Here is a 20,668-nt window from a genome sequence, read left to right on the forward strand (position 1 = left end):
GAGCCATGATCAAACTCTTCAATTAAAGTTTTGTTGCTTCCGTCTTGCGACTTCAGCGGCTCAATGAATTCTGATTTTTTTGTTTCTCGCTAAAGAAACAAACTGTACATATTGCTATGAACACTCATTGTTACATTGATTTAAATTTTTGACTGCCAACCCGAAGGCTAAGCAGTTTCGATTAACTCAACACCTGTGAGTGTCCACACAGATTTCTTGTTTTATCTTGTTAAAGAGCAACTCAACCTCATAAGAGAAGGTGAGTACCACACTGAGCGTCGAACGCTTCCAGTTGGCTAGGGCTGCGTATTCTACGCATTTTCCGTTTCACGTCAAGGAGTTTTTGCAAACTTTCTTAACACTCATCAATCAGTAAACTTATCGATGAACTGTCACACCAGGCTGCTTAACGCTGTCTGCCGTGTCAGTGGATGCGCATTATAGGCAGCAGAGGATTTTGTGCAAGGGCTTTTTTAACAATCTCCGCCAAGCGAATAAATAACCACCAAACTGCAGAAATATACTGCAATACTGAGCAATATCGCAGTTTGGGTTGATAAGTTTGGCAAAAGAAATCGCCTATTGCAGGGATTTTAATAGATTGAATGGGCATAAACAGAAGTTGATAGCTATTTTTCGCTATATCTATCAGCAAACCTCTAAAAACGTTATGCCCTGTGTGATGTCTTACTCTTATTTACACCTAGCTAATGATAAGCAATGCTCAAAAGAACGAGCCCTAAGATTTATGCTCTTCTTGTTTCTCTTTCTCGAGATCTGTAACGACTTGAGTTTGTGCAGCGGCTTGGGCCGAGGGAACCGTTTCGACATTCGCCACGACATCATCTCCTACAACATGTGCGACTTTGAGTTTTCTCACGGTTCGAATCGTAATGATTGGGCCTGAAATCGCATATAAGTAGAAGCCGACACATAAGATCAATGCAGGTTGAACTGACACCACCACAAATACACCAACGACCAGTAAGATCACGATAAAGTTAACCTTGCCACGCCAGTCAATTTCTTTAAAGGAGTGATAGCGGAAATTGCTGACCATCAGTAAACCGGTTGCTGCAGTAACAAGGGCCGCAATCCAACTGATGTTTCTTCCATCGAGACTGTATTGATTACCAAGCCAAATACTGCCAGCAATAACAGCGGCGGCGGCCGGACTAGCGAGACCTTGAAAGTAACGCTTATCGGCGACGCCAACTTGCGTATTAAATCGAGCGAGCCTGAGTGCCGCACCTGCACAATAAATAAATGCCGCCAACCAACCAATTTTACCTAAGTCCGCTAATGCCCAATTGTAGGCGAGTAGTGCTGGCGCCATTCCGAAGGACACCATATCGGCCATACTGTCGTATTCGGCACCAAAATCACTTTGGGTATTAGTCAGTCTTGCCACTCGGCCATCGAGCCCATCACAAATCATGGCAATAAAAATGGCTATTGCAGCAGCTTCAAAGTTAGCATTCATGGAAGCTATCACAGCATAAAAGCCAGAAAACAATCCTGCTGTCGTAAAAAGATTAGGCAGTAAATAGATACCTTTATTCTTTACTGTTTGATTTGAAGAATTTTGCATACACTTATTACGCTAGTTCAGTGAAGAGAAGTTAGCTTTCAAGATAACATATTTTATTATCATGTCGATGAGAGACCAGTTAGGGATAATTTCGATGTTAAAAGTGAACATGTTCAGAATAATACTGTATCGATGGCTCTGGCTCGGCCTTTTCATTGGCCCCGTTTCTGCGGGCGTTATCTATACTTGGGTCGACGAAAATGGGGTGACGCATTACAGCCAACAAGCCCCGCAACAAGAAAACATCAAAGCAGAAAAGCTCTACAGTGAAGATTTAGAGCAGGCGAAAGTGGGTTTTATCGCACCGGTAAAGAAAGCGGAAGCCACTTCTGAAGCCAATGAATTAGAAAAGTCAGCGGCGCAGATCAAAGAAAAAGACGCCAAACAGGCTAAATCCATTTGTGAGAGTGCAAAACACAATTTAGAAATACTCACAACGCATACTAAGCTTATCCGCCAAACTTCCGATTCGGATGAATCTGTCGCTATGACTGAAGAAGATCGCCAAGCCTCGATTGCCCAGCAGCAGGAAAGAATCAAACTCTTCTGTGATAAGAAGTAGCCAAATTCACTATGCCACTACATTAATGAAGAACGATTAAGCTGATGCAATAAAAAAGGAGCCGAGTTAAAAACTCGGCTCCTTTCGTTTTAGTGCTTGAAGCGGGAGAGATACTGACTAAGGAAGCGCTATCTCTTATTGCAAGATAGTTTATTTCAAGCTCGTTCATTCAAGAACGCTTATTTCAGTTCGCCTATTTCAACATATCCAACTTCAAGCTTGCGATTAACGTATCGCATTCAAACAACACACTAAGTTACTAGCTACTGGTCACAGGTTATTGCTCGAACACTAACTCGCCACCCGCACAGCTGACCTTGATCGGTTTACCCGGTAACAAGTCACCACGCAGTAATTTCTGCGCCAGCGGGTTTTCGACTTCTTGCTGCAATGCCCGTTTCAACGGTCTTGCACCATACACAGGATCGAAACCAATTTCCGCAATCAGTGATAATGCGTCGTCGGTGATCTCCAATGTATAGTCCTTTTCAGCCAAACGTTGGCGTAAGGAAGCAATTTGTATCGAAGCAATACGCTTGATATTGGCAGCATCCAATGGATGGAACACCACAGATTCATCGATACGGTTTAAAAACTCGGGTCTGAAACTGTGAGTGACCACATTCATTACCGCCGCTTTCATCTCTGCATAGGTCACTTGACCAAATCCTTCTTGGATAATGTCGGAGCCTAAGTTCGAGGTCATGATGATCACTGTATTTCTAAAATCGACAGTACGACCTTGACCATCGGTTAAGCGTCCATCATCAAGCACTTGCAGTAAAATGTTAAACACATCGGGATGCGCTTTCTCGACTTCGTCGAGCAATATCACCGAATAAGGTTTACGACGAACGGCTTCCGTTAAATAACCGCCCTCTTCATAACCCACGTATCCTGGAGGCGCACCCACTAAACGCGATACTGAGTGTTTCTCCATAAACTCAGACATATCAATGCGCACTAAAGCCGATTCGGTATCAAATAAGAACCTCGCCAGTGATTTACACAGCTCAGTTTTACCTACACCCGTTGGGCCTAAGAACAGGAACGAGCCAATCGGGCGATTTGGATCCGCCAGACCCGCGCGGCTACGACGAATCGCATTCGCGACCGCATCGACGGCTTCGTTTTGGCCGATCACTCGTTCATGCAGCGCCACTTCCATTTGCAGTAATTTTTCGCGCTCGCCTTCAAGCATTTTCGATACGGGTATTCCCGTCGCTTTTGACAATACTTCGGCGATTTCGAACTCAGTAACCTTGTTACGCAATAACGTCATGTCCTGCATTTCGGCTTGCGATGCCAAATCGAGCTGTTTTTCAAGCTCAGGTATACGACCGTATTGCAGCTCAGACATCCGAGTTAAATCACCCGCACGACGCGCCACTTCTAAGTCCATTCGAGCCTGTTCGAGATCGGCTTTTATGTGCTGAGTGCCCGCTAATGCGGCTTTTTCAGTACGCCAGATTTCGTTCAACTCTGAAGCTTTCGCTTCAACGTCACGTAATTCCTCTTGCAGATGGTCAAGCCTGCGACGACTCGCCTCATCATTTTCTTTGGCTAACGCCTGCTCCTCCAGTTTGAGCTGGATAGCACGACGTTCGAGCCTGTCGAGTGACTCAGGTTTTGAATCCATCTGCATACGGATGCTTGATGCCGCTTCGTCAATCAAATCGATCGCTTTATCGGGCAACTTACGATCCGACACATAACGGTGCGACATGGTCGCTGCCGCCACTATCGCCGGATCGGTAATTTCCACATGGTGATGCAGCTCGTAACGTTCTTTCAGTCCACGCAAAATGGCGATGGTATCTTCAACGCTTGGTTCATCCACCAGCACTTTTTGGAAACGACGTTCAAGCGCCGCATCTTTTTCAATATACTGACGATACTCATCAAGTGTGGTCGCGCCCACACAGTGCAAGTCACCACGCGCTAACGCAGGTTTGAGCATGTTACCCGCATCCATTGCGCCTTCACCTTTACCGGCGCCGACCATAGTATGCAGTTCGTCGATGAAGAGGATCACTTGACCTTCTTCCTGCGCTAACTCATTCAATACCGCTTTTAAACGTTCTTCGAACTCACCGCGATATTTAGCGCCCGCAATCAATGAGCCCATATCGAGGGATAAGACACGCTTATTTTTAATGCCCTCGGGGACTTCACCATTAACGATACGCTGGGCAAGTCCTTCAACAATCGCCGTTTTACCCACACCCGGTTCACCGATAAGGACGGGGTTGTTTTTACTGCGACGTTGTAATACTTGGATCGTGCGGCGAATTTCATCGTCACGGCCGATCACAGGATCTAACTTGCCTTGTTCAGCTCGCTCGGTGAGATCGATAGTAAACTTCTTCAACGCTTGGCGTTGATCTTCAGCGTTCGGATCATCCACTTTTTGGCCGCCACGCATTTGTTCAATGGTTTGCTCCATCAACTCTTTGGTCGCGCCGGCTTTTTTCAACGCTTGCGCAAGAGCATCGACACCTTCTAACGCAGCTAATACAAATAATTCACTAGAGATATATTTGTCTTTACGCTTTTGCGCCAATTTATCGCACAGATTTAATAAACGGATTAAACCTTGGGATAATTGTACATCGCCGCCCGTACCTTCGACTTGAGGTAAGCGTTCCAGCTCTTGACTCAAGAGCGATCGCAGCGCACTCACTCGAATGCCAGCTTGGGTCAATAAGGGATGGATTGAACCTGAATCTTGGTTCAACAATGCCATCATCAAATGCAGCGGTTCAATAAACTGATGATCACGCCCAAGTGCGAGTGACTGGGCATCAGAGATGGCAAGCTGAAATTTATTGGTCATACGATCGAGTCGCATACAGCCTCCTAACACTCATATAGTAGAGATATGCCAATCCATAAGACATCTTGCCAATTTAGTGGCTTTAAAATCAGTACCGCTAATGAAGAGATCTAAATAGGATTGGTATTACATTTCGTTAGTTAAAAGATGGGGGCTATTTAGCCAAATTCAAGAGAATAACGCGCAAATAAATACAAACTGTAGGGGAATTAGCTTAAGACTTAAGCCAGATCAATGAAGCCATGCGTCCCGTCACCTTATCGCGACGATAAGAGAAGTAATCCGTGTCGCTGACTGTGCAGATATCTGCGCTATAAATATGGTTTATACCGAGTAAACTCAAGCGTAATTTAGCCAAGCCAATAATATCGGCAAGATACTTGTTACCACTTGGAATAAAACACGCTGCCGACTGCGGATGTAAAGTACAAAAGGCTTGCTGTACTTCAACACCGACTTCAAATTTTTGTGGACCAATAGCCGGGCCGAGGTAGGCAATCAACTCATCCATAGGTGAACTAAACTGCGCCGCGGTGGCCTCAATCACGCCATCACATAAACCACGCCAACCGGCATGGGCTGCAGCCACTTCGGTTCCCGCTTGATTACACAACAACACAGGTAAACAATCGGCAGTCATTATAGCGCAAACTAGGCTCGCGGTTCGGCTGTAACAGGCATCGGCAATCGGTGTATCCACAGCAGGAGCTAAGCTCAGCGCATCTAAATTAAGCACATGAGTACCATGCACTTGCTCGAGCCAGACAGGCTCAGCGGTTAACGCTAATTGTTTGCAGAGTAATTCACGATTAGCCATCACCAACTCTGGCGCATCACCGACATGCAGTCCAAGATTCAGACTGTCATAAGGATGCACGCTCACACCGCCATGACGATTTGTCATAGCGATGCTGACATTAGCGGGAACAGGCCAATCGTGATGAAACACTTACAAATACTCGATCGGATGCTCGACTGTGTCTTGACGCAGTGCTTTCGTCAAAATCACCATGTCTTCAGGAATTGGCGCGTGCCAGCTCATGATTTCACAACTCACAGGGTGCGCTAATTCAAGACGCACAGCGTGCAGCGCTTGGCGCTTGAAGTTTTTCAGAATATCAAAAAACTCTGGGCTGGCCCATTTCGGCGGTTTTGGACGACCACCATACACAGGATCGCCCACTAATACGTGGCCTATGTATTCCATGTGCACACGAATTTGGTGAGTACGACCAGATTCAAGGCGCAATCTTAGACGAGTGTGGTTACGAAATTTTTCCGCCACACGATAATGCGTCACTGCAGGTTTACCTGAGTGATGCACCGCCATATGAGTACGTTTCGTTGGATGACGACCAATCGGCTCATCAACAGTACCGCCACCTGTCATAGTCCCCATCACAATCGCTTCGTATTCACGAGTGATTTCACGGGCCTGCAAGGCGGCCACTAAATGGGTTTGCGCTTCAACGGTTTTGGCTACAACCATTAAACCTGTAGTATCCTTGTCCAGACGGTGCACAATACCAGCACGTGGTACATGCTCAATATCAGGACAATGGTGCAACAGAGCATTCATCAAAGTGCCATCGGCATTGCCAGCACCAGGGTGAACCACGAGTCCCGCTTGCTTGTTGATCACAATAATGTCGTCATCTTCATAGACGATATCCAGATCAATGGCCTGTGCCGCTGCGTGAACTTCTTCTTCAAGAGTGGCATCTATGAGTATCTGTTGCAGCTCATAAACTTTCTCTCGGGGCTTATTAACGACAACGCCGTCAACATAAACTGCATCAGATAGGATCCATTCCTTGATGCGCGTGCGCGAGTAATCTGGGAACAACTCTGCTAGGGCCTGATCTAATCTCAGTCCAGTTTGTGTTGCCGAAATCTCGCTTTTTAGATTAATCTCTTGTGTCATAGGAACCGTATCCCCATTTAGGGGTCAAAAAATGTGTGCTATCTGTTACAATCGGATGTTTTCTATTTTATAGTGAAATGGAAAAATTCTTAACTACAACTTAAAAAGAATTGAATTCAAGTATGTATAAATTTTCCAAAGGCGTTACCTTAGTCCTATTTTCACTAGCGTTATCAGCCTGTAGCAGCAGCCCTGATGATAACGATATTGCCGCCAAAACGTCACCTGATGTACTTTATACTCAGGCAAGAACCTCTATGGAGCTTGGCAATTACTCTAAAGCTGTCCGTTCTTTGGAAGCGTTAGACTCACGCTTCCCCTTCGGACCTCACAAAACTCAAGTCCAGTTAGACCTGATATATGCTTACTATAAAATGGACGATGTCGCTTCTGGTATTGCGAACATAGACAGATTTATCCGTCTTAATCCAACTCATCCAGATGTAGACTATGTGTTCTATATGCGCGGTTTAGTGAACATGCAAGCCGACAATTACATGTTCCACGACATGCTTAATATCGACCGAACCGATCGTGACCCTAAAAATGCTCAAGATGCTTTCAAAGATTTTGATCGTCTAATCAAAACCTACCCTAACAGCAAATATGCCGCCGATGCGCAAAAACGCATGTTAGCGTTGAAGAATCGCTTAGCAAAATATTCAATTCAAGTTGCCGAGTATTATCTCAAGATGAATGCATGGAGCGCCGCAGCAATCCGAGCACAATCTGTAATGGAAACATACCCTGGCACCCCTTCAAATGAACGGGCATTAGAGATAATGATAGAAGCTTATGGCGAATTAGGTCAGAGCAAGCTGAAGCAAAACGTGCTCATGGTAATGCAAGCTAACTTCCCAAACAATGAAATCTTATCAAACTAACCGAGAATGCCCCTTTAATAGGGGCATTTTTTTGCTTGGTGACCCTAGATAAGCCATAAATAGATAACGCTAAGTTCTCAGTGTGGATAGTGGTTTGGCTATTTTTACATTCTCAATACCAACACAAATGACACTTTCGTGTAAATCTTATCCAACTGAGTCACTTTTTCCGTTATTTAGTAAAAATCTATTGACTCAAAACCCGAAAAGCCTTTAAATTGCGCCCGTCGCCCGAATAGCTCAGTCGGTAGAGCAGAGGATTGAAAATCCTCGTGTCCCTGGTTCGATTCCGGGTTCGGGCACCATCTTTAAATGGGTTGCGATAGCGACTTATTTTAGAGAACTGCGATAGGTACAGTGCAGGTGTGGTGGAATTGGTAGACACGCCAGCTTCAGGTGCTGGTGCTCGCAAGGGCGTGGAGGTTCAAGTCCTCTCACCTGTACCAAATTGCAGTTCAAAAGTTAAGATTCACAGTGTTAAGATTGTCAATTCGATGAAATATCGAATAGCCATGCAGATGTGGTGGAATTGGTAGACACGCCAGCTTCAGGTGCTGGTGCTCGCAAGGGCGTGGAGGTTCAAGTCCTCTCATCTGTACCAACATTTAAACCTCGCCAAGCGAGGTTTTTTTGTATCTAAAGCAAAATAAATTTTCTGTAACTCTCCCCTCTTTCCTCAGATTTGCTATACCTATTGTTACAGACTCATCATAGGGATAGATAGAGTTCTGCCTAAAGGACTCTTTAGTTCACTGAGGCTATCCATATGAACGGTTTACAAATAAAACAAAAAATGTTTATCGGCATTCTGGTTCCCCTTGTAATGCTAATGACGATTGGCTTTCTCGCCATTAATATGATGGGTAAAATTGAATCGGGTGTTGAACGTATCTATGGCGATAGAGTTGTGCCACTAGACGATTTAAAAGTGATTGCTGATAAATACGCGGTCGATGTTATCGATGCGGTCAATAAGGCGAACGCGGGTGGTTTCACCGCCTCTCAAGCAGCTGAAGCGCTAGACAGTGCCAAATCTACCATTACCCAGCATTGGCAAAAATACTTAGCCACTGAACTTACCTCAGAAGAATCCCGACTCGTAAAACAAGCCGAAGTGCTGTTCTCACCCGCAAATCAACAGATTGACACTCTGGTCTCACGCTTAAGAGGATTAAATGGTGATGTATCAAGCCAATTATCGGCCAATATCCTGCCGCTTTACCAAGTCATAGACCCCATCAGTAACCAAATATCTGAACTGATTGCACTGCAAATTCGCGTGGCAGGCGAAGAAAAAGATCGTGTGAATGCCATTTACCAATCTTCAATCACTATTTTTGTAGCATTAGCCTGTGCCGCCATGATTATCAGTATTGTGATTGGGCTCTGGGTCAATCGCAGCGTGATGAATCCTATTAATGACATTCTCAGTAAACTTAAGCTGATCCATCAAGACTCTGATCTTACCGTCAAATTCACTACTTTTAATCACGATGAACTAGGACAAATATCCACTAGCCTCACCCAAGTTATTGAACACTTGCGGGGCATTCTTCATTCGATTGCCGAAGCGGCAAATACCGTTAATAGTTCAGCAAATGAGTTAAGTAGCTTCACGCAGGCAACCAATAAACGTATGCAACAGCAGCAAGCCGAAACGGAGCAAACTGCAACGGCCATGAATGAGATGACGGCAACGGTCGCAGAAGTCGCCCAAAGCGCATCTGCAGCGGCAGATTCAGCCAAAGATGCCGATACCTATGCCGCCAATGGCAATAATATTGTGATGCAATCGATTAGCAGTATGTCGCAATTATCTGATCAAATTCAAAAAACGGCACAAGTCATTGGATTTCTGTCTAATGAAAGCCAAAATATCGGCCGCGTACTCGATGTGATAAAAAGCATTGCCGAGCAAACCAATCTATTGGCATTAAATGCCGCCATTGAAGCGGCCCGCGCGGGGGAACAAGGCCGCGGCTTTGCAGTCGTTGCGGATGAAGTGCGGACCCTTGCGCAGCGCACCCAAAAGTCTACCCAAGAAATTGAGGCCATGATTGCCACACTACAACAAGGCGTTAAAGAAGCAGTTAACGCTATGGAAATAGGTATAAATCAAGTAGATGATGCTAATGATAAAGCGAATCAAGCAGGCCAAGCACTGAAAGAAATCGTCTCCTCAGTAGATAGCATCACAGAACTTAATACTCATATTGCGACCGCTGCCGAAGAACAAAGTAGCGTTGCCGAAAGCATTAATCGCAGTATTATTGCCATCAGCGATATTGCCGAACATTCCACCGCATCGGCGGCTGAATTAAGTGAATCTGTGGTTAATTTAACTAAACTCGCCAACAGTATGCGCAATCAAGTGAGTGCATTTAAACTCTAAGTCAAAAAACCACACTATGACTGCAATAAGCTTTGCTGTTGCAGTTAACCTCCCTTAAACCATCTGTAATGTATTGAAATAATACGTTTATTTACCCCCCCCCTATCTCGTACCCGCTTTGATAAAGCACTTCAAATGACCTTAATCACGCTTATCGGTAGCACGAATTGCGATCATCACTATTGATCCAAATCAAATAGATCTTTAAACTCATTTAACATTCATAATATTTGCACGTTAAGGATTTTCTATGTTGGACAGCCGTACAATCCAAGTTATCAAGAGCACTATCCCCTTACTCGAATCCGCAGGCCCTGCGCTGACGACCCATTTTTATGAACGTATGTTCAAACATAATCCTGAATTAAAAGATGTATTTAACTTGGCACACCAGCATTCTGGTGGCCAGCCTGTTGCCCTGTTCAACGCCGTCGCGGCTTATGCTAAAAATATTGAAAACTTAGCGGTGCTAAGTTCGACTGTCGAGCGCATTGCCCAAAAACATACAGGATTTCTGATCAAGCCTGAGCAATATGCGATCGTCGGCAGCCACTTATTAGCCACCCTTAAAGAGTTAGGCGGTGATGCAGTAACAGAAGAAGTATTAGAAGCTTGGGCGCAGGCCTATGGATTTTTAGCAGATATCTTTATTCAACGAGAAGCTCAAATTTATCAGGCACATGCAGAACAAGATGGCGGTTGGTTGGGTGAGCGTCAGTTTATCATTAGCGCGAAAAAGACTGAGTCCACAGTCATTACCTCCTTCATATTGACGCCCGAAGATGGTAAACCAGTTAAAGATTTCATTCCCGGTCAGTACTTAAGTTTGAAGCTAAAACATCCCAATTTAGCATATGAAGAAATCCGCCAATATTCCCTATCCGATGCACCGAATGGCAACAGCTACCGCATCAGTGTGAAACGTGAATTAGGTGGCCAAGTATCTAATCTGCTACACGATACCATGCATATCGGTGACAAAATTGCAGTTATGCCGCCGGCGGGAGATTTTATCTTAGAAGTTGGGGCGGACATCCCCGTAGTGCTCATTTCGGCAGGAGTGGGTCAAACACCGATGAAAAGCATGTTGAATCAATTGATCAAGTTGCAACATCCAAGTGCTATTACTTGGCTACATGCCTGTGAGCAAGGTGATGTACATGGTTTCAAACAGGCTATTCACACCAAGCGCCAGCAACATCATAATCTGAAGAGCCATGTTTGGTATCGCAAGCCGAGTTCAACCGATGTGGTGGGTACAGATTATGATTTTGAAGGACAAATGGAATTAAGCAAAGTCGCAGAGCAACTGCTTCCCCATGCACGTTACTATTTCTGCGGACCTATTGGATTCATGTCAGCCATCAAGCAACAATTACTCGTTCTGGGTGTCTCAGCTGAAAACATGCACTATGAAGTATTCGGCCCCCACGCCGATCTCTAATCCCATATCACGGGCTTGGGACACCTGATTCTCAAGTCCATTTTTATATTTAGAATACGCAGAATAATGGCTGATAAATTGAATTGCCCTATGTCTCTAAGCTACCGGTTTGCAGCGGATACAAGCCACTTCTGCGGCAGTCAGCACACGACTTTCGCCCGACGCCAGAGCTTCATCCAACACAATATCACCTATTGATAATCTATGTAGACCAACAACTGGGTTTCGAAAGCGGCCAAACATCCGCTTAATTTGATGGTACTTACCTTCCTTTAAAGTCACTTCAGCAACATGGTCAGCAATGATCACCAATTTAGCGGGCTGAGTCATTATATCTTCAAAGCTGAAATACATGCCTTCGGCAAATGCGGCTATATATTCTTCAGTTAATGGATTAGCTAAGGTGACGCGATACACTTTATCGACCTTATGCGTCGGTGACATTAGTGCATCAGACCAGCGGCTGTCATTGGTCAGTAATAACAAACCCGAAGAATTTAAATCTAGCCTACCCGCGATATGTAACTCATCACGGGCTTCGCAATCGAGCAAATCAATCACAGTTTTATGCTGAGTATCTTTAGTCGCGCTCACCACGCCAATCGGCTTATGCAACATCAAGTAAACTGGCGTGTTGGCCTGTAATATTTGCCCATCGAGTTGGATGTGAGAAAACTCATCCACTTGCCTATCCATGTCCTTCACTATCAATCCATCGACACGAACTCGGCCCAAGAGTAACAGTTCACGCACCGCTTTACGGTGAGTGTGTAACTGGGTACAAAGATAACGATCGAGTCGGCCGCGCTTAGACTGCATAACACCACAAATGACGAAATATGAATGGGATAGCCATTCTAGCAGGATGCGAGTTCAGGTCATAGCGAGCCAATACAGTAAGCATCACAGAGGTTATTTAGAGCAAAATTAGATCAAACTAAGCAAAATTTGTTAAGCTAGGCGTTCAATTCATCTTATTGTGAGTGGTTACCGCATCAAAAACTTATCTGCAAGTCCCGTTATGATACGTTCGAACCTGCTATTTTTAGCCTTGTTTTTAGTGATACTCGCGAGCTCATTCTTCACTCAAGCGAGCGATGCAGTAAATCCCCCTGAAGCGCCTCAACCTTTCGCCATCCATGATAAACCGCTGATAGAGCGCTACGTCTTCGATGAACTCAAATCTCTCAGATACGATCAACAGGATCTTGAGCGGCGCCTCACCATAGATATCACAGATCGCGAACTGGCCGTTGCCGACAAGTCGATGAATTACGCCAATGTCACTGTCACTTACTTCTTTTATATGATCGCCGGCGTCGCCTCTTTAGTCGCCTTTATCGGCTGGCAATCCCTACGGGAAATCAAGACACATACCGCCAAACTGGCCGCGAATCAGCTACAGAGTATTGCCGAACAATACGAAGAAAAGTTCAAATTACTCGAGCAAGAACTCAAGCATAAGAGTCGTACTATCACAGACAATAATCGTGAAATAGAAGTGATTAATGAAATTCATAATCTGTGGCTACGTGCCCAAAGTGCCCAGACTCCCGAACAAAAAATTGAAGTCTACGATGAAATCCTCACGATTCGACCTGGAGACTTGGAAGCGCTGACCTATAAGGCCGATGCCGCAATGGAAATGCGCGAATTTAATTGGGCACAAAGCCTATGTAATCGTGTTTTGGAAGTTGACCCAACTAACGCCCATGCTTTTTATCAAAGAGCCTGCGCCTTTGCGTGTTTAGGTGTTGAAGATAGGGCAATTTCTGATTTGGAACGCGCCATCCATAACAGCGCATCCTTCAAAGAGCTAGCGTTGGATGAAGCTGATTTCTCACAACTTAAAGGGCATCCTCGTTTCGAAACCTTATTGGCCTATCACGAACCTGATAAGCCCTAAGCTCCGAGGTTTAAGCCCAGAACGAATGCTTAATATATAGCGTTAGCTTTCAGTGACGTTTTATCCCACAGATAAAACGCCTCAAGCGAACAACTTAAGTGCACTACTAAACTATCGTCGCAACTTTAATTGCCGCAATCTTATATGCACAGCGGCGAGCACCTTCGATGATATGTTCTTCGCGGCTCACCACGGCAATATCAGCGAATAACTGCTGGAAAAGTTGCAACTCAGAGCGGCAAAAGTTCAAACACTTAGTCGCTGCAGCGCAGATTGGACAATGATTTTCGAGTAAAAAATACACGCCATCGATGTGTTCCATGGTCGCCATATAACCTTCGTTCGAGCGTAATTTCGCAAGGATGGCCAAACGTGTCGGAATATCAGTAGCACCTTCCATTGCCGCACGATATTGGACTAACGCACTTTGCTCCCTGTGACCGATAAGCTTATCCAAGCCTTGGTCGCCAAAGATCATTTTTACCGAGTCAATCAGCTGTACCGTCAATTCCTCATGGCGATCGGCAAAGTGAGTACGGCTTTGTTCAGTCAATCCCCAGTAACGTGTTGGGCGACCGCGGCCTTCAACTCGATCCTCAATATCCACATCGCCCATATCTTCCAAAGCTTGCAGATGTTGACGCACCCCCATAGTCGTTAACGCCAATTCCTCCGCTAAGGTTTTAGCAGTAAGCGGGCCATGCAACTTGAGTAATTGAATAATCTTATCAGTAGTTTTCATTGAGTCTCCCCGATTTCAGCCGAAGCATTATCTCCCAATCTCCGCTGCTTTAACAGATTAAATAAACTTTTTTATTTACTTTATCCTTTACAATATTAAATAAAGCAATTACCTTACAAATAATTTATAAACAAATAGGTTTACTTAATGAAATTACTCATCATCAGCACCAGCCAAAGACCCGATTCACAAAGTGCTAAAGTCGGTCGTTATATCGCGGAAAGCAGTTTCTCATCTCCCCACAACATGGGTTACGACACGATACATCACTTAGAACTATGCCTGTTTAATCTGCCCTTTTGGGATGGAGAAGAAGACAACAAAGGTGAACACTGGCCCGAAATAGAACACAGAGTCGATGAAGCCGATGCGCTAGTGCTGATCACCCCGGAATGGGGCGGCATGGCATCACCATTACTGAAGAACTTTTTGTTGATGTGTACTCGCGAAGAAACCGCCCATAAACCCGCCTTATTAGTTTCAATATCGGATGGTATTAGCGGTACCTACCCTATCGTTGAAGTGAAGATGAATGCCCTTAAAAACAATAAATTAGTGCCCATACCCGATCACTTAATCATCCGAAATGTCAGCCATGTACTCAATGCAATCCCTGAGAGTGCCCGCGATATCGCGCTTAGGGAAAGAGTGCAATACAGCTTATATATGCTGCATCAATACGCCCAAGCATTAGCCCCCATTCGTGAACAACATGCCAATCAAGCGTACCCAAAACAGCAGGAGTACTGTTACGGTATGTAAGCGGCTTGAGATTTTAACCACCAGCAACAGACTAAAATCATTACAAGGAACGCATTATGATTCATTTAGAGCATATCAATTTAGTGGTAGACGACATCCCCGCAGCACTGCGCTTTTATCAAGCGGCTTTCCCCCATTGGCGTGTTCGCGGTGGCGATAAAGGCACTTGGTACGGCAAACCCCGTAATTGGATTCATTTTGGTGATGATTATCAATACATTGCTTTTAGTGACAATGGTGAAGGTGAAAACCGCGATTTGGCTGGTCATCAAATTGGACTGGCGCATTTTGCCTTTGTGACCGACAACTTAGATGCTGTGATAGCAAGACTGACCCAAGCAGGTTTCCCTATTGCCAAAGATGGCATGGACGATCCCTATCGACGCAATATTTACTTCTTCGATGCCCATGGTTTTGAAGTGGAATTTGTGGAGTATTTAACTGATATTCCAACGGAACGAAATCGCTATTAGCGTAAATCGTTATTAAAAAGAAGTAGCCAAGAACCGCATGTAGTGAATAGGGTATAGGAGCCAGGTACTATTCGCTTCGCTCGGATTGTTGCTGCGCCACTATGGCCGAATCCTTATGGGCATAAAAGTGGAGTCTAAACTGAGTATCTTCGGTCAGTAGCTCCACTTTATGCCAATATTCAGGATGTGAAATGGCGGTTTCACCTGCGCGAATAATAATTTCTTTATCTAATTCGCCCCTGCTACCCGTATAGCCATAAAACTTTAAGCTGCCCGTTAACACTTGGATCTGCCCATATACGCCAGCCTTAGTATTGTGCATGTGCAGCAACATTTTAGGAACGTTGTCATGGTTGAAAACCGGCGTTGATTTGTAATTTACAAAATCTTTGGGGACTAAGGCCATGATGTTTTGCACTCCTTGTGTCAAATCACGAAAATCGAGTAATGCTTACGGCAAGACTAATATAGCCGTTGCCGTATTTCTGTCCAACTCATATCTTGACCTGTATTAACGAGCGGGTTTGAACGTCGAATTTGAAAACACCAAAGTGCTCATTCATGCTTGCAATAGCAAGGTTAGTTACTTTCATCACTGTAATCGCTACACTAGCCCGCATTAAGTGCCACCTCAATTAGATGACATGATGCCAACGCCCTATTCATATTCCACAACGTATATTTTAGATAAAGCCCATTTCGATGAATGCTATACGCAATCAGTGGTACCAGATCCCACGCTCAAACCTTACTACAAAGCCATTGGATTAACCCTGATAGGTATCGCGCTTATTTTCACCGATATTAGCCTTTATTTAGCTTACTTTTTTGTTGGGTTAGGTGTTATAGAAGCGCTAAATGTGAAGTATCACAAAGCATGGTGGTTGATGCGTCAGATGATGAGTAAAGCGGCCAGCAATGAGGTCACACTCACCATTGATGAGCAAGGGATTCACACTCAATCCATGTCTGTGACCAGCCAAATTTTATGGACCGACATTTACCGGATTAAAGAAACTGAAAAAGGCTTCTTGATCACCCACAAAGCAGGCACGAGTTATGTTTCTCTCCGTAGCTTAGATGAAGCAGCTGTGGCCTATATTAAAACTAAAATCTAGTACAGCTAAAAACACCCATAAAAAAGGCTGATCTTCATCAGCCTTTTTTACAACTCTGCATTGCTGAATCGTTACTTTTTCAATTCACCAACCGGTAAAATCGTACGGCCATACTCATTATTAAGCACCTGCGCCATCGCAAAATAAATCGCACTCGCACCGCAAAGTATCCCTTCAAAGCCCGCAATAGTGCCAATCAAGGCGCTACCCGTAAAATCACGCGCCGCCAGCAGGAAAAATAAGATAGTTAAAGAAGCAAACACAAACTGTTTGGCTCTTGGATAACGCAAAGAACCCACAAACATGAATGCCGTGAATATGCCCCAAAGCGTTAAATACCAGCCCATAAAATACGTTGGACTCGCCGCAATGCCAGCATTAGGCATTAAAATGAGGCCCACTAGCGTTAACCAAAACAAACCGTATGAGGTAAATGCCGTCGTACCGAAAGTATCGCCGCGCATGAAACACATAATCCCCACAATCACTTGACCAATGCCACCGTAAAAAATCCCCATGGCTAAGATCATAGAATCAATAGGGAAATATCCCGCATTATGAATGTTTAACAAAATTGTTGTCATACCAAAGCCCATTAAACCTAATGGCGCTGGATTAGCCAGTTTTGTAGACACAGAGTTCCCCTAGAGAAAAATCAACAATTCAATAAAAATCAATAGCATTTGCCATTAATCTTATGCACGCGCACCTGCGAGAGCGGCGCATTCTAGAGGATAGCTATAATCTTAGCAATGTAATCATCAAAAACAAACGAACACATAAAAATAAACAATAAAAACATAAAGTTAAAATAATAAACTGTAAAATAAAATTTAAACTAAAAAACACATAAAAATTAATTCTTTTTAATTCAATATTCTAGAAAAAAACGGCCTACAACATGCGTCATATCTCATTTTATATGACTTCTTATAACTACCGCATAATTCAGTTAACAGCGGCGATTAAACCTTCATTAAAAATCGACCATAAACAGTGATAATAATGCACTTTATCGCAAATAAGTCCTTAAAGTGATGTAAGCAGCATTTTTGAAAGAAATCCAAGTTCTACTGTACACACAATTAAGCGCATAAGTTAAGCACATAAGTTTATGTGCAGAGTTTCATCAATTAATTTCAAGCACAAGTTCAGAAGAGCCAACTTAGCACGCATGAGTTCAGAGGGGGGGGTGTGAACCTAACTCAAGCAGCAAAAGATGCTGAGAATGAATCAAACTAGAGCAAATAAAGTACACTCAGCCAGCCCATTTACTTGAAGCGAATCAAGGGAAAACAAGGTAAAAAACCTTAATCAAGAAAGGTAAAAATTATTTATATCTAAAACAGAATAGCAGTGATAAATTGCTGATGTTGGCACAGTGGAATTAAGAGAATGCATCTTAATCTGTGGTTAACAATACATAACTAAAGGAAATAAAATGAATAAGTTATCAGCTGTTTTTACTCTATTGGCATTAGTAAGTTTCACTTCCTTTGCTGACGACTCCTCTTTACCGCCTGCACCAGCAGCCGATCTCGCTCAGCTGAAAGAAGTGTGCCAGCAGATGGCCTCTGAAGATCAAGTCGAAAATGCTGAGCTAAAACAATATGTGCTTGATTGTGTAAACGATCAATTGACAGAAATGGGCTACAAGTCAGTTACTGAGGTCAATTAATCTTCATTCTAATCTCTGTGTTATTACCGCAAAGTAGGTTATTCGGCTTCAGTCTGTGCCATTCACACTTGCGAATGGCATTATTATTTCCAAGCAACACAGCTTTTACATCATAATTAACATCATTTCAGTTACACTCGAAACTTATAAAACACAAAATTTAACATCCACAATTAACCGTACGAAAGCTGCCAAGATAAGCTTTTAGCATGACTATCAACATATTGTGCAATCCATAAATTTATTATTTAATTGATAGCTGTATCATTTTGCATCTCCGTGAATGAAACCACTGTTGAATTGAGCATAAAATGCTAATCTGTTTTCCTGTATTGTTAACCTCAGCCCTTAATCGTTAAATCATGTATCGTATTCTTTTTGTCCTCATTACAAGTTTAAGTATTTTGCCTGCAATCGGAATGGCGAAAGAAGCCTGTGCACCAGAAAATCAATGTATTGAGATGAACAACTGGGATCTAGGCATCGCCATAGGCTGGGGACAAAAAAGCAATCCACTCAGGGATTTTGACGATATTCCATTGTTCTTTATTCCAACAGTGGCCTATTACGGCGAACACTGGTTCTTCGACAATGGTAATTTAGGTTATACCTTAGCCGAGCAAGAAAGCTTTACAATTAACTTAGTAACAAGTTATAGCTTAGATAGAGCCTACTTCTATCAATGGGACCCATCAAATATCTTTTTGAATCGTGGCACTCAAGTTGAAGCCAAAGCCATAAATAGTATGTATTTATCGACTGAGCCCGAGCCTGAGTTTAATTCCTTAGAGACTCGGAACTTCACCTTACTTGGCGGTGCCGAAGCATTCATCTATACGCGGCTCGGTATTATTAGATTGGCGTACACTCATGATATGTTTAATGTGCATCAAGGTTCAGAAGCACAAATAAAATGGACCTATGGTTGGGATTACGATCGTTTCATTTTTGAGTTTGCGCTGGTATTTGATTGGAAGAGCCAAGCCGTAGTGGATTATTATTACAGCGTTAGACCCAGTGAAAACGCCTATTGGAGCGAAAAATATCAAGCAAAATCAGGTTGGGATAAAGGTGCGGAAATGACGGCCCGTTACATATTAACTGACAATTGGGATCTACTGTTGGCAGTTCGTTACACTCTAATTGCCGATGAGATTGCCGCCAGTCCCTTGTTAGACCAAGACTATAGCAGCACCTACTTTATCGGCGCTGCCTATAGGTTCTAACGTTAGTGACACTGCCTCAGTTAAGCTTGTTTTGCTTTATAGGTCTAAGCCTCGGCTTGATGGGCCAAAGTTCAGCACAAGCCAAAACTCGCGACTCGGCACTCAAACTCACACCCGAAATTTGCATCACAAGTTCAGAAACTGAGGCCTGTGACGTCTATATAGAACTACAGTGGGAACTCGCTAAAGATGAGCTTATCTGTATCTTGTCCGACAACGCCGCCTATCCCAAATGGTGCAGTGATTCAGTTTCAACCCATACGTTAAGCATGAAAATCCACACTATGACGGATATTCAATTTGTCATGGTGAGTAAAGACAGTAACCAAACTTTGGCTGGTGCCAAACTTAAAATCACTTCTGCATCACAACCTCAGGTTCGCAGACGTTACCGCAACCCTTGGAGTTTATTTTAATGACAAGCCCACAATCGAACCACAGAGTATTATTGGTTGAAGACGACGTTCGCCTAGCAAACTTGATTGTAGATTACCTAAAATCCCATGGTATGCATGTTGAAGTTGAACGCCGTGGCGATACAGTGCTAACACGATTAATCAATTACAAGCCAGATATCATACTGTTAGACATTATGCTACCGGGCATGGATGGTCTCACTCTGTGTGAGAAACTGCCCGATTATTTCGCAGGTCCAATCCTATTGATGAGCGCACTTGGCTCAAGCGAAGATCAAATCAAAGGACTAGAACTCGGTGCCGATGACTACGTGGTCAAGCCCGTCGATCCTGCTCTGTTAGTTGCGCGGATCAACAACTTACTTCGCCGTCAGAATCAGCCACCACAGGCAGAATCACATTGTCTAACCTTCGGTAAATTGAGTATCGACCCGCATACCCATGCGATTCGTCTTAATGAAACTGAAATCGATCTCACCAGCCATGAATTCGAATTGCTGTGGTTACTGGCCTCGCAAGCGGGCCAAGTGCTCAGCCGTCAGTATATTTATCAGTTGTTACTCAATATTGATTTCGATGGTAAAGATCGAAAAATTGACGTGCGGATCTCTAGATTACGTAAAAAACTCAACGATAATATCGAGACACCTTTCAGAATTAAAACCGTTTGGGGACAAGGTTATCTCTTTGCTCCTGAAGCTTGGAATAACTAAG

Annotated in this window: 20 protein-coding genes and 3 tRNA genes; 15 read left to right on the forward strand and 8 right to left on the reverse strand. The window is 43.8% G+C overall.

The genetic code is table 11. The features are described from left to right. Positions 1–739: 739 nt before the first annotated feature. Positions 740–1,591 (reverse strand): CDP-diacylglycerol--serine O-phosphatidyltransferase, encoded by an 852-nt coding sequence (gene pssA / locus L5L94_RS16715; RefSeq protein WP_219235150.1) that lies wholly within the window; start codon positions 1,589–1,591, stop codon positions 740–742. 94 nt (positions 1,592–1,685) lie between these two features. Here pssA and L5L94_RS16720 point away from each other — a divergent pair, with 94 nt between their 5' ends. Next, positions 1,686–2,153 (forward strand): DUF4124 domain-containing protein, encoded by a 468-nt coding sequence (locus tag L5L94_RS16720; RefSeq protein WP_263164165.1) that lies wholly within the window; start codon positions 1,686–1,688, stop codon positions 2,151–2,153. 277 nt (positions 2,154–2,430) lie between these two features. Here the strand turns inward: L5L94_RS16720 and clpB are convergent, their stop codons facing one another. From clpB to rluD, 3 genes are all read right to left on the reverse strand, one after another. After that, complete coding sequence (gene clpB / locus L5L94_RS16725; protein ID WP_173246329.1) at positions 2,431–5,004, reverse strand: ATP-dependent chaperone ClpB; 2,574 nt, start codon at positions 5,002–5,004, stop codon at positions 2,431–2,433. Positions 5,005–5,203: 199 nt separating this feature from the next. Then, positions 5,204–5,938, reverse strand: a complete 735-nt coding sequence (gene pgeF, locus L5L94_RS16730) for a peptidoglycan editing factor PgeF (RefSeq protein ID WP_263164166.1) — start codon at positions 5,936–5,938, stop codon at positions 5,204–5,206. Continuing rightward, complete coding sequence (rluD, locus tag L5L94_RS16735) at positions 5,939–6,913, reverse strand: 23S rRNA pseudouridine(1911/1915/1917) synthase RluD (protein ID WP_105249966.1); 975 nt, start codon at positions 6,911–6,913, stop codon at positions 5,939–5,941. 122 nt (positions 6,914–7,035) lie between these two features. On the opposite strand from rluD, the gene L5L94_RS16740 reads away from it, so the two are divergent. From L5L94_RS16740 to hmpA, 6 genes are all read left to right on the forward strand, one after another. Then, complete coding sequence (locus L5L94_RS16740) at positions 7,036–7,797, forward strand: outer membrane protein assembly factor BamD (protein WP_105249967.1); 762 nt, start codon at positions 7,036–7,038, stop codon at positions 7,795–7,797. A gap of 229 nt (positions 7,798–8,026) precedes the next feature. Then, a tRNA-Phe gene (locus tag L5L94_RS16745) sits at positions 8,027–8,102 on the forward strand. Positions 8,103–8,156: 54 nt separating this feature from the next. Continuing rightward, positions 8,157–8,243, forward strand: a tRNA-Leu gene (locus L5L94_RS16750). Between the two features lie 68 nt (positions 8,244–8,311). Further along, positions 8,312–8,398, forward strand: a tRNA-Leu gene (locus L5L94_RS16755). 165 nt (positions 8,399–8,563) lie between these two features. Continuing rightward, on the forward strand, positions 8,564–10,189 hold the full coding sequence (locus tag L5L94_RS16760) for a methyl-accepting chemotaxis protein (RefSeq protein WP_173496965.1): 1,626 nt from the start codon (positions 8,564–8,566) through the stop codon (positions 10,187–10,189). 250 nt (positions 10,190–10,439) lie between these two features. Then, complete coding sequence (hmpA, locus tag L5L94_RS16765) at positions 10,440–11,633, forward strand: NO-inducible flavohemoprotein (RefSeq protein ID WP_263164168.1); 1,194 nt, start codon at positions 10,440–10,442, stop codon at positions 11,631–11,633. 96 nt (positions 11,634–11,729) lie between these two features. On the opposite strand, the gene L5L94_RS16770 is transcribed toward hmpA, so the two are convergent. Continuing rightward, on the reverse strand, positions 11,730–12,452 hold the full coding sequence (locus L5L94_RS16770) for a pseudouridine synthase (RefSeq protein ID WP_263164169.1): 723 nt from the start codon (positions 12,450–12,452) through the stop codon (positions 11,730–11,732). A 160-nt stretch (positions 12,453–12,612) separates the two neighbouring features. Here L5L94_RS16770 and L5L94_RS16775 point away from each other — a divergent pair, with 160 nt between their 5' ends. Beyond that, positions 12,613–13,539 carry a TPR end-of-group domain-containing protein gene (locus L5L94_RS16775; protein ID WP_212601711.1) on the forward strand — a complete coding sequence of 309 codons (927 nt, stop codon included), beginning with the start codon at positions 12,613–12,615 and terminating at the stop codon, positions 13,537–13,539. Between the two features lie 106 nt (positions 13,540–13,645). Here L5L94_RS16775 and L5L94_RS16780 read toward each other — a convergent pair whose 3' ends face one another. Further along, positions 13,646–14,281, reverse strand: coding sequence for a helix-turn-helix transcriptional regulator (locus tag L5L94_RS16780; RefSeq protein WP_113939922.1), 636 nt, complete (start codon positions 14,279–14,281; stop codon positions 13,646–13,648). 147 nt (positions 14,282–14,428) lie between these two features. On the opposite strand from L5L94_RS16780, the gene L5L94_RS16785 reads away from it, so the two are divergent. Then, the gene (locus L5L94_RS16785; protein ID WP_028759265.1) at positions 14,429–15,043 is read left to right on the forward strand and encodes an NADPH-dependent FMN reductase; all 615 of its coding nucleotides are present in this window, start codon (positions 14,429–14,431) and stop codon (positions 15,041–15,043) included. A 56-nt stretch (positions 15,044–15,099) separates the two neighbouring features. Continuing rightward, positions 15,100–15,516: a VOC family protein gene (locus L5L94_RS16790; RefSeq protein ID WP_113939921.1), complete on the forward strand. Its 417-nt coding sequence runs from the start codon at positions 15,100–15,102 to the stop codon at positions 15,514–15,516. Between the two features lie 67 nt (positions 15,517–15,583). Here the strand turns inward: L5L94_RS16790 and L5L94_RS16795 are convergent, their stop codons facing one another. After that, positions 15,584–15,922, reverse strand: coding sequence for a DUF1971 domain-containing protein (locus L5L94_RS16795; protein ID WP_168825047.1), 339 nt, complete (start codon positions 15,920–15,922; stop codon positions 15,584–15,586). A 241-nt stretch (positions 15,923–16,163) separates the two neighbouring features. Here L5L94_RS16795 and L5L94_RS16800 point away from each other — a divergent pair, with 241 nt between their 5' ends. After that, a complete protein-coding gene (locus tag L5L94_RS16800) occupies positions 16,164–16,634 on the forward strand; it encodes a YcxB family protein (protein ID WP_219250433.1) in 471 nt (156 codons plus the stop codon). A 71-nt stretch (positions 16,635–16,705) separates the two neighbouring features. Here the strand turns inward: L5L94_RS16800 and L5L94_RS16805 are convergent, their stop codons facing one another. Continuing rightward, positions 16,706–17,269: an acetate uptake transporter gene (locus tag L5L94_RS16805; RefSeq protein ID WP_113939919.1), complete on the reverse strand. Its 564-nt coding sequence runs from the start codon at positions 17,267–17,269 to the stop codon at positions 16,706–16,708. Between the two features lie 806 nt (positions 17,270–18,075). Here L5L94_RS16805 and L5L94_RS16810 point away from each other — a divergent pair. The 4 genes from L5L94_RS16810 to L5L94_RS16825 all read left to right on the forward strand — a co-directional run bounded on the left by L5L94_RS16810 (position 18,076) and on the right by L5L94_RS16825 (position 20,667). Beyond that, positions 18,076–18,312, forward strand: a complete 237-nt coding sequence (locus L5L94_RS16810; protein ID WP_028759260.1) for a hypothetical protein — start codon at positions 18,076–18,078, stop codon at positions 18,310–18,312. A gap of 362 nt (positions 18,313–18,674) precedes the next feature. Continuing rightward, positions 18,675–19,538 (forward strand): MipA/OmpV family protein, encoded by an 864-nt coding sequence (locus tag L5L94_RS16815; protein ID WP_263164172.1) that lies wholly within the window; start codon positions 18,675–18,677, stop codon positions 19,536–19,538. 5 nt (positions 19,539–19,543) lie between these two features. Further along, complete coding sequence (locus L5L94_RS16820; protein ID WP_263164174.1) at positions 19,544–19,954, forward strand: DUF3019 domain-containing protein; 411 nt, start codon at positions 19,544–19,546, stop codon at positions 19,952–19,954. Beyond that, complete coding sequence (locus tag L5L94_RS16825) at positions 19,954–20,667, forward strand: response regulator (RefSeq protein WP_006080570.1); 714 nt, start codon at positions 19,954–19,956, stop codon at positions 20,665–20,667. Before L5L94_RS16820 ends, L5L94_RS16825 begins: the two co-directional genes overlap by 1 nt. Position 20,668 lies beyond the last annotated feature (1 nt).

It is taken from the genome of Shewanella sp. SM21 (assembly GCF_025654335.1).
In the GTDB taxonomy this organism is placed as follows: Bacteria; Pseudomonadota; Gammaproteobacteria; order Enterobacterales; family Shewanellaceae; genus Shewanella; species Shewanella oncorhynchi.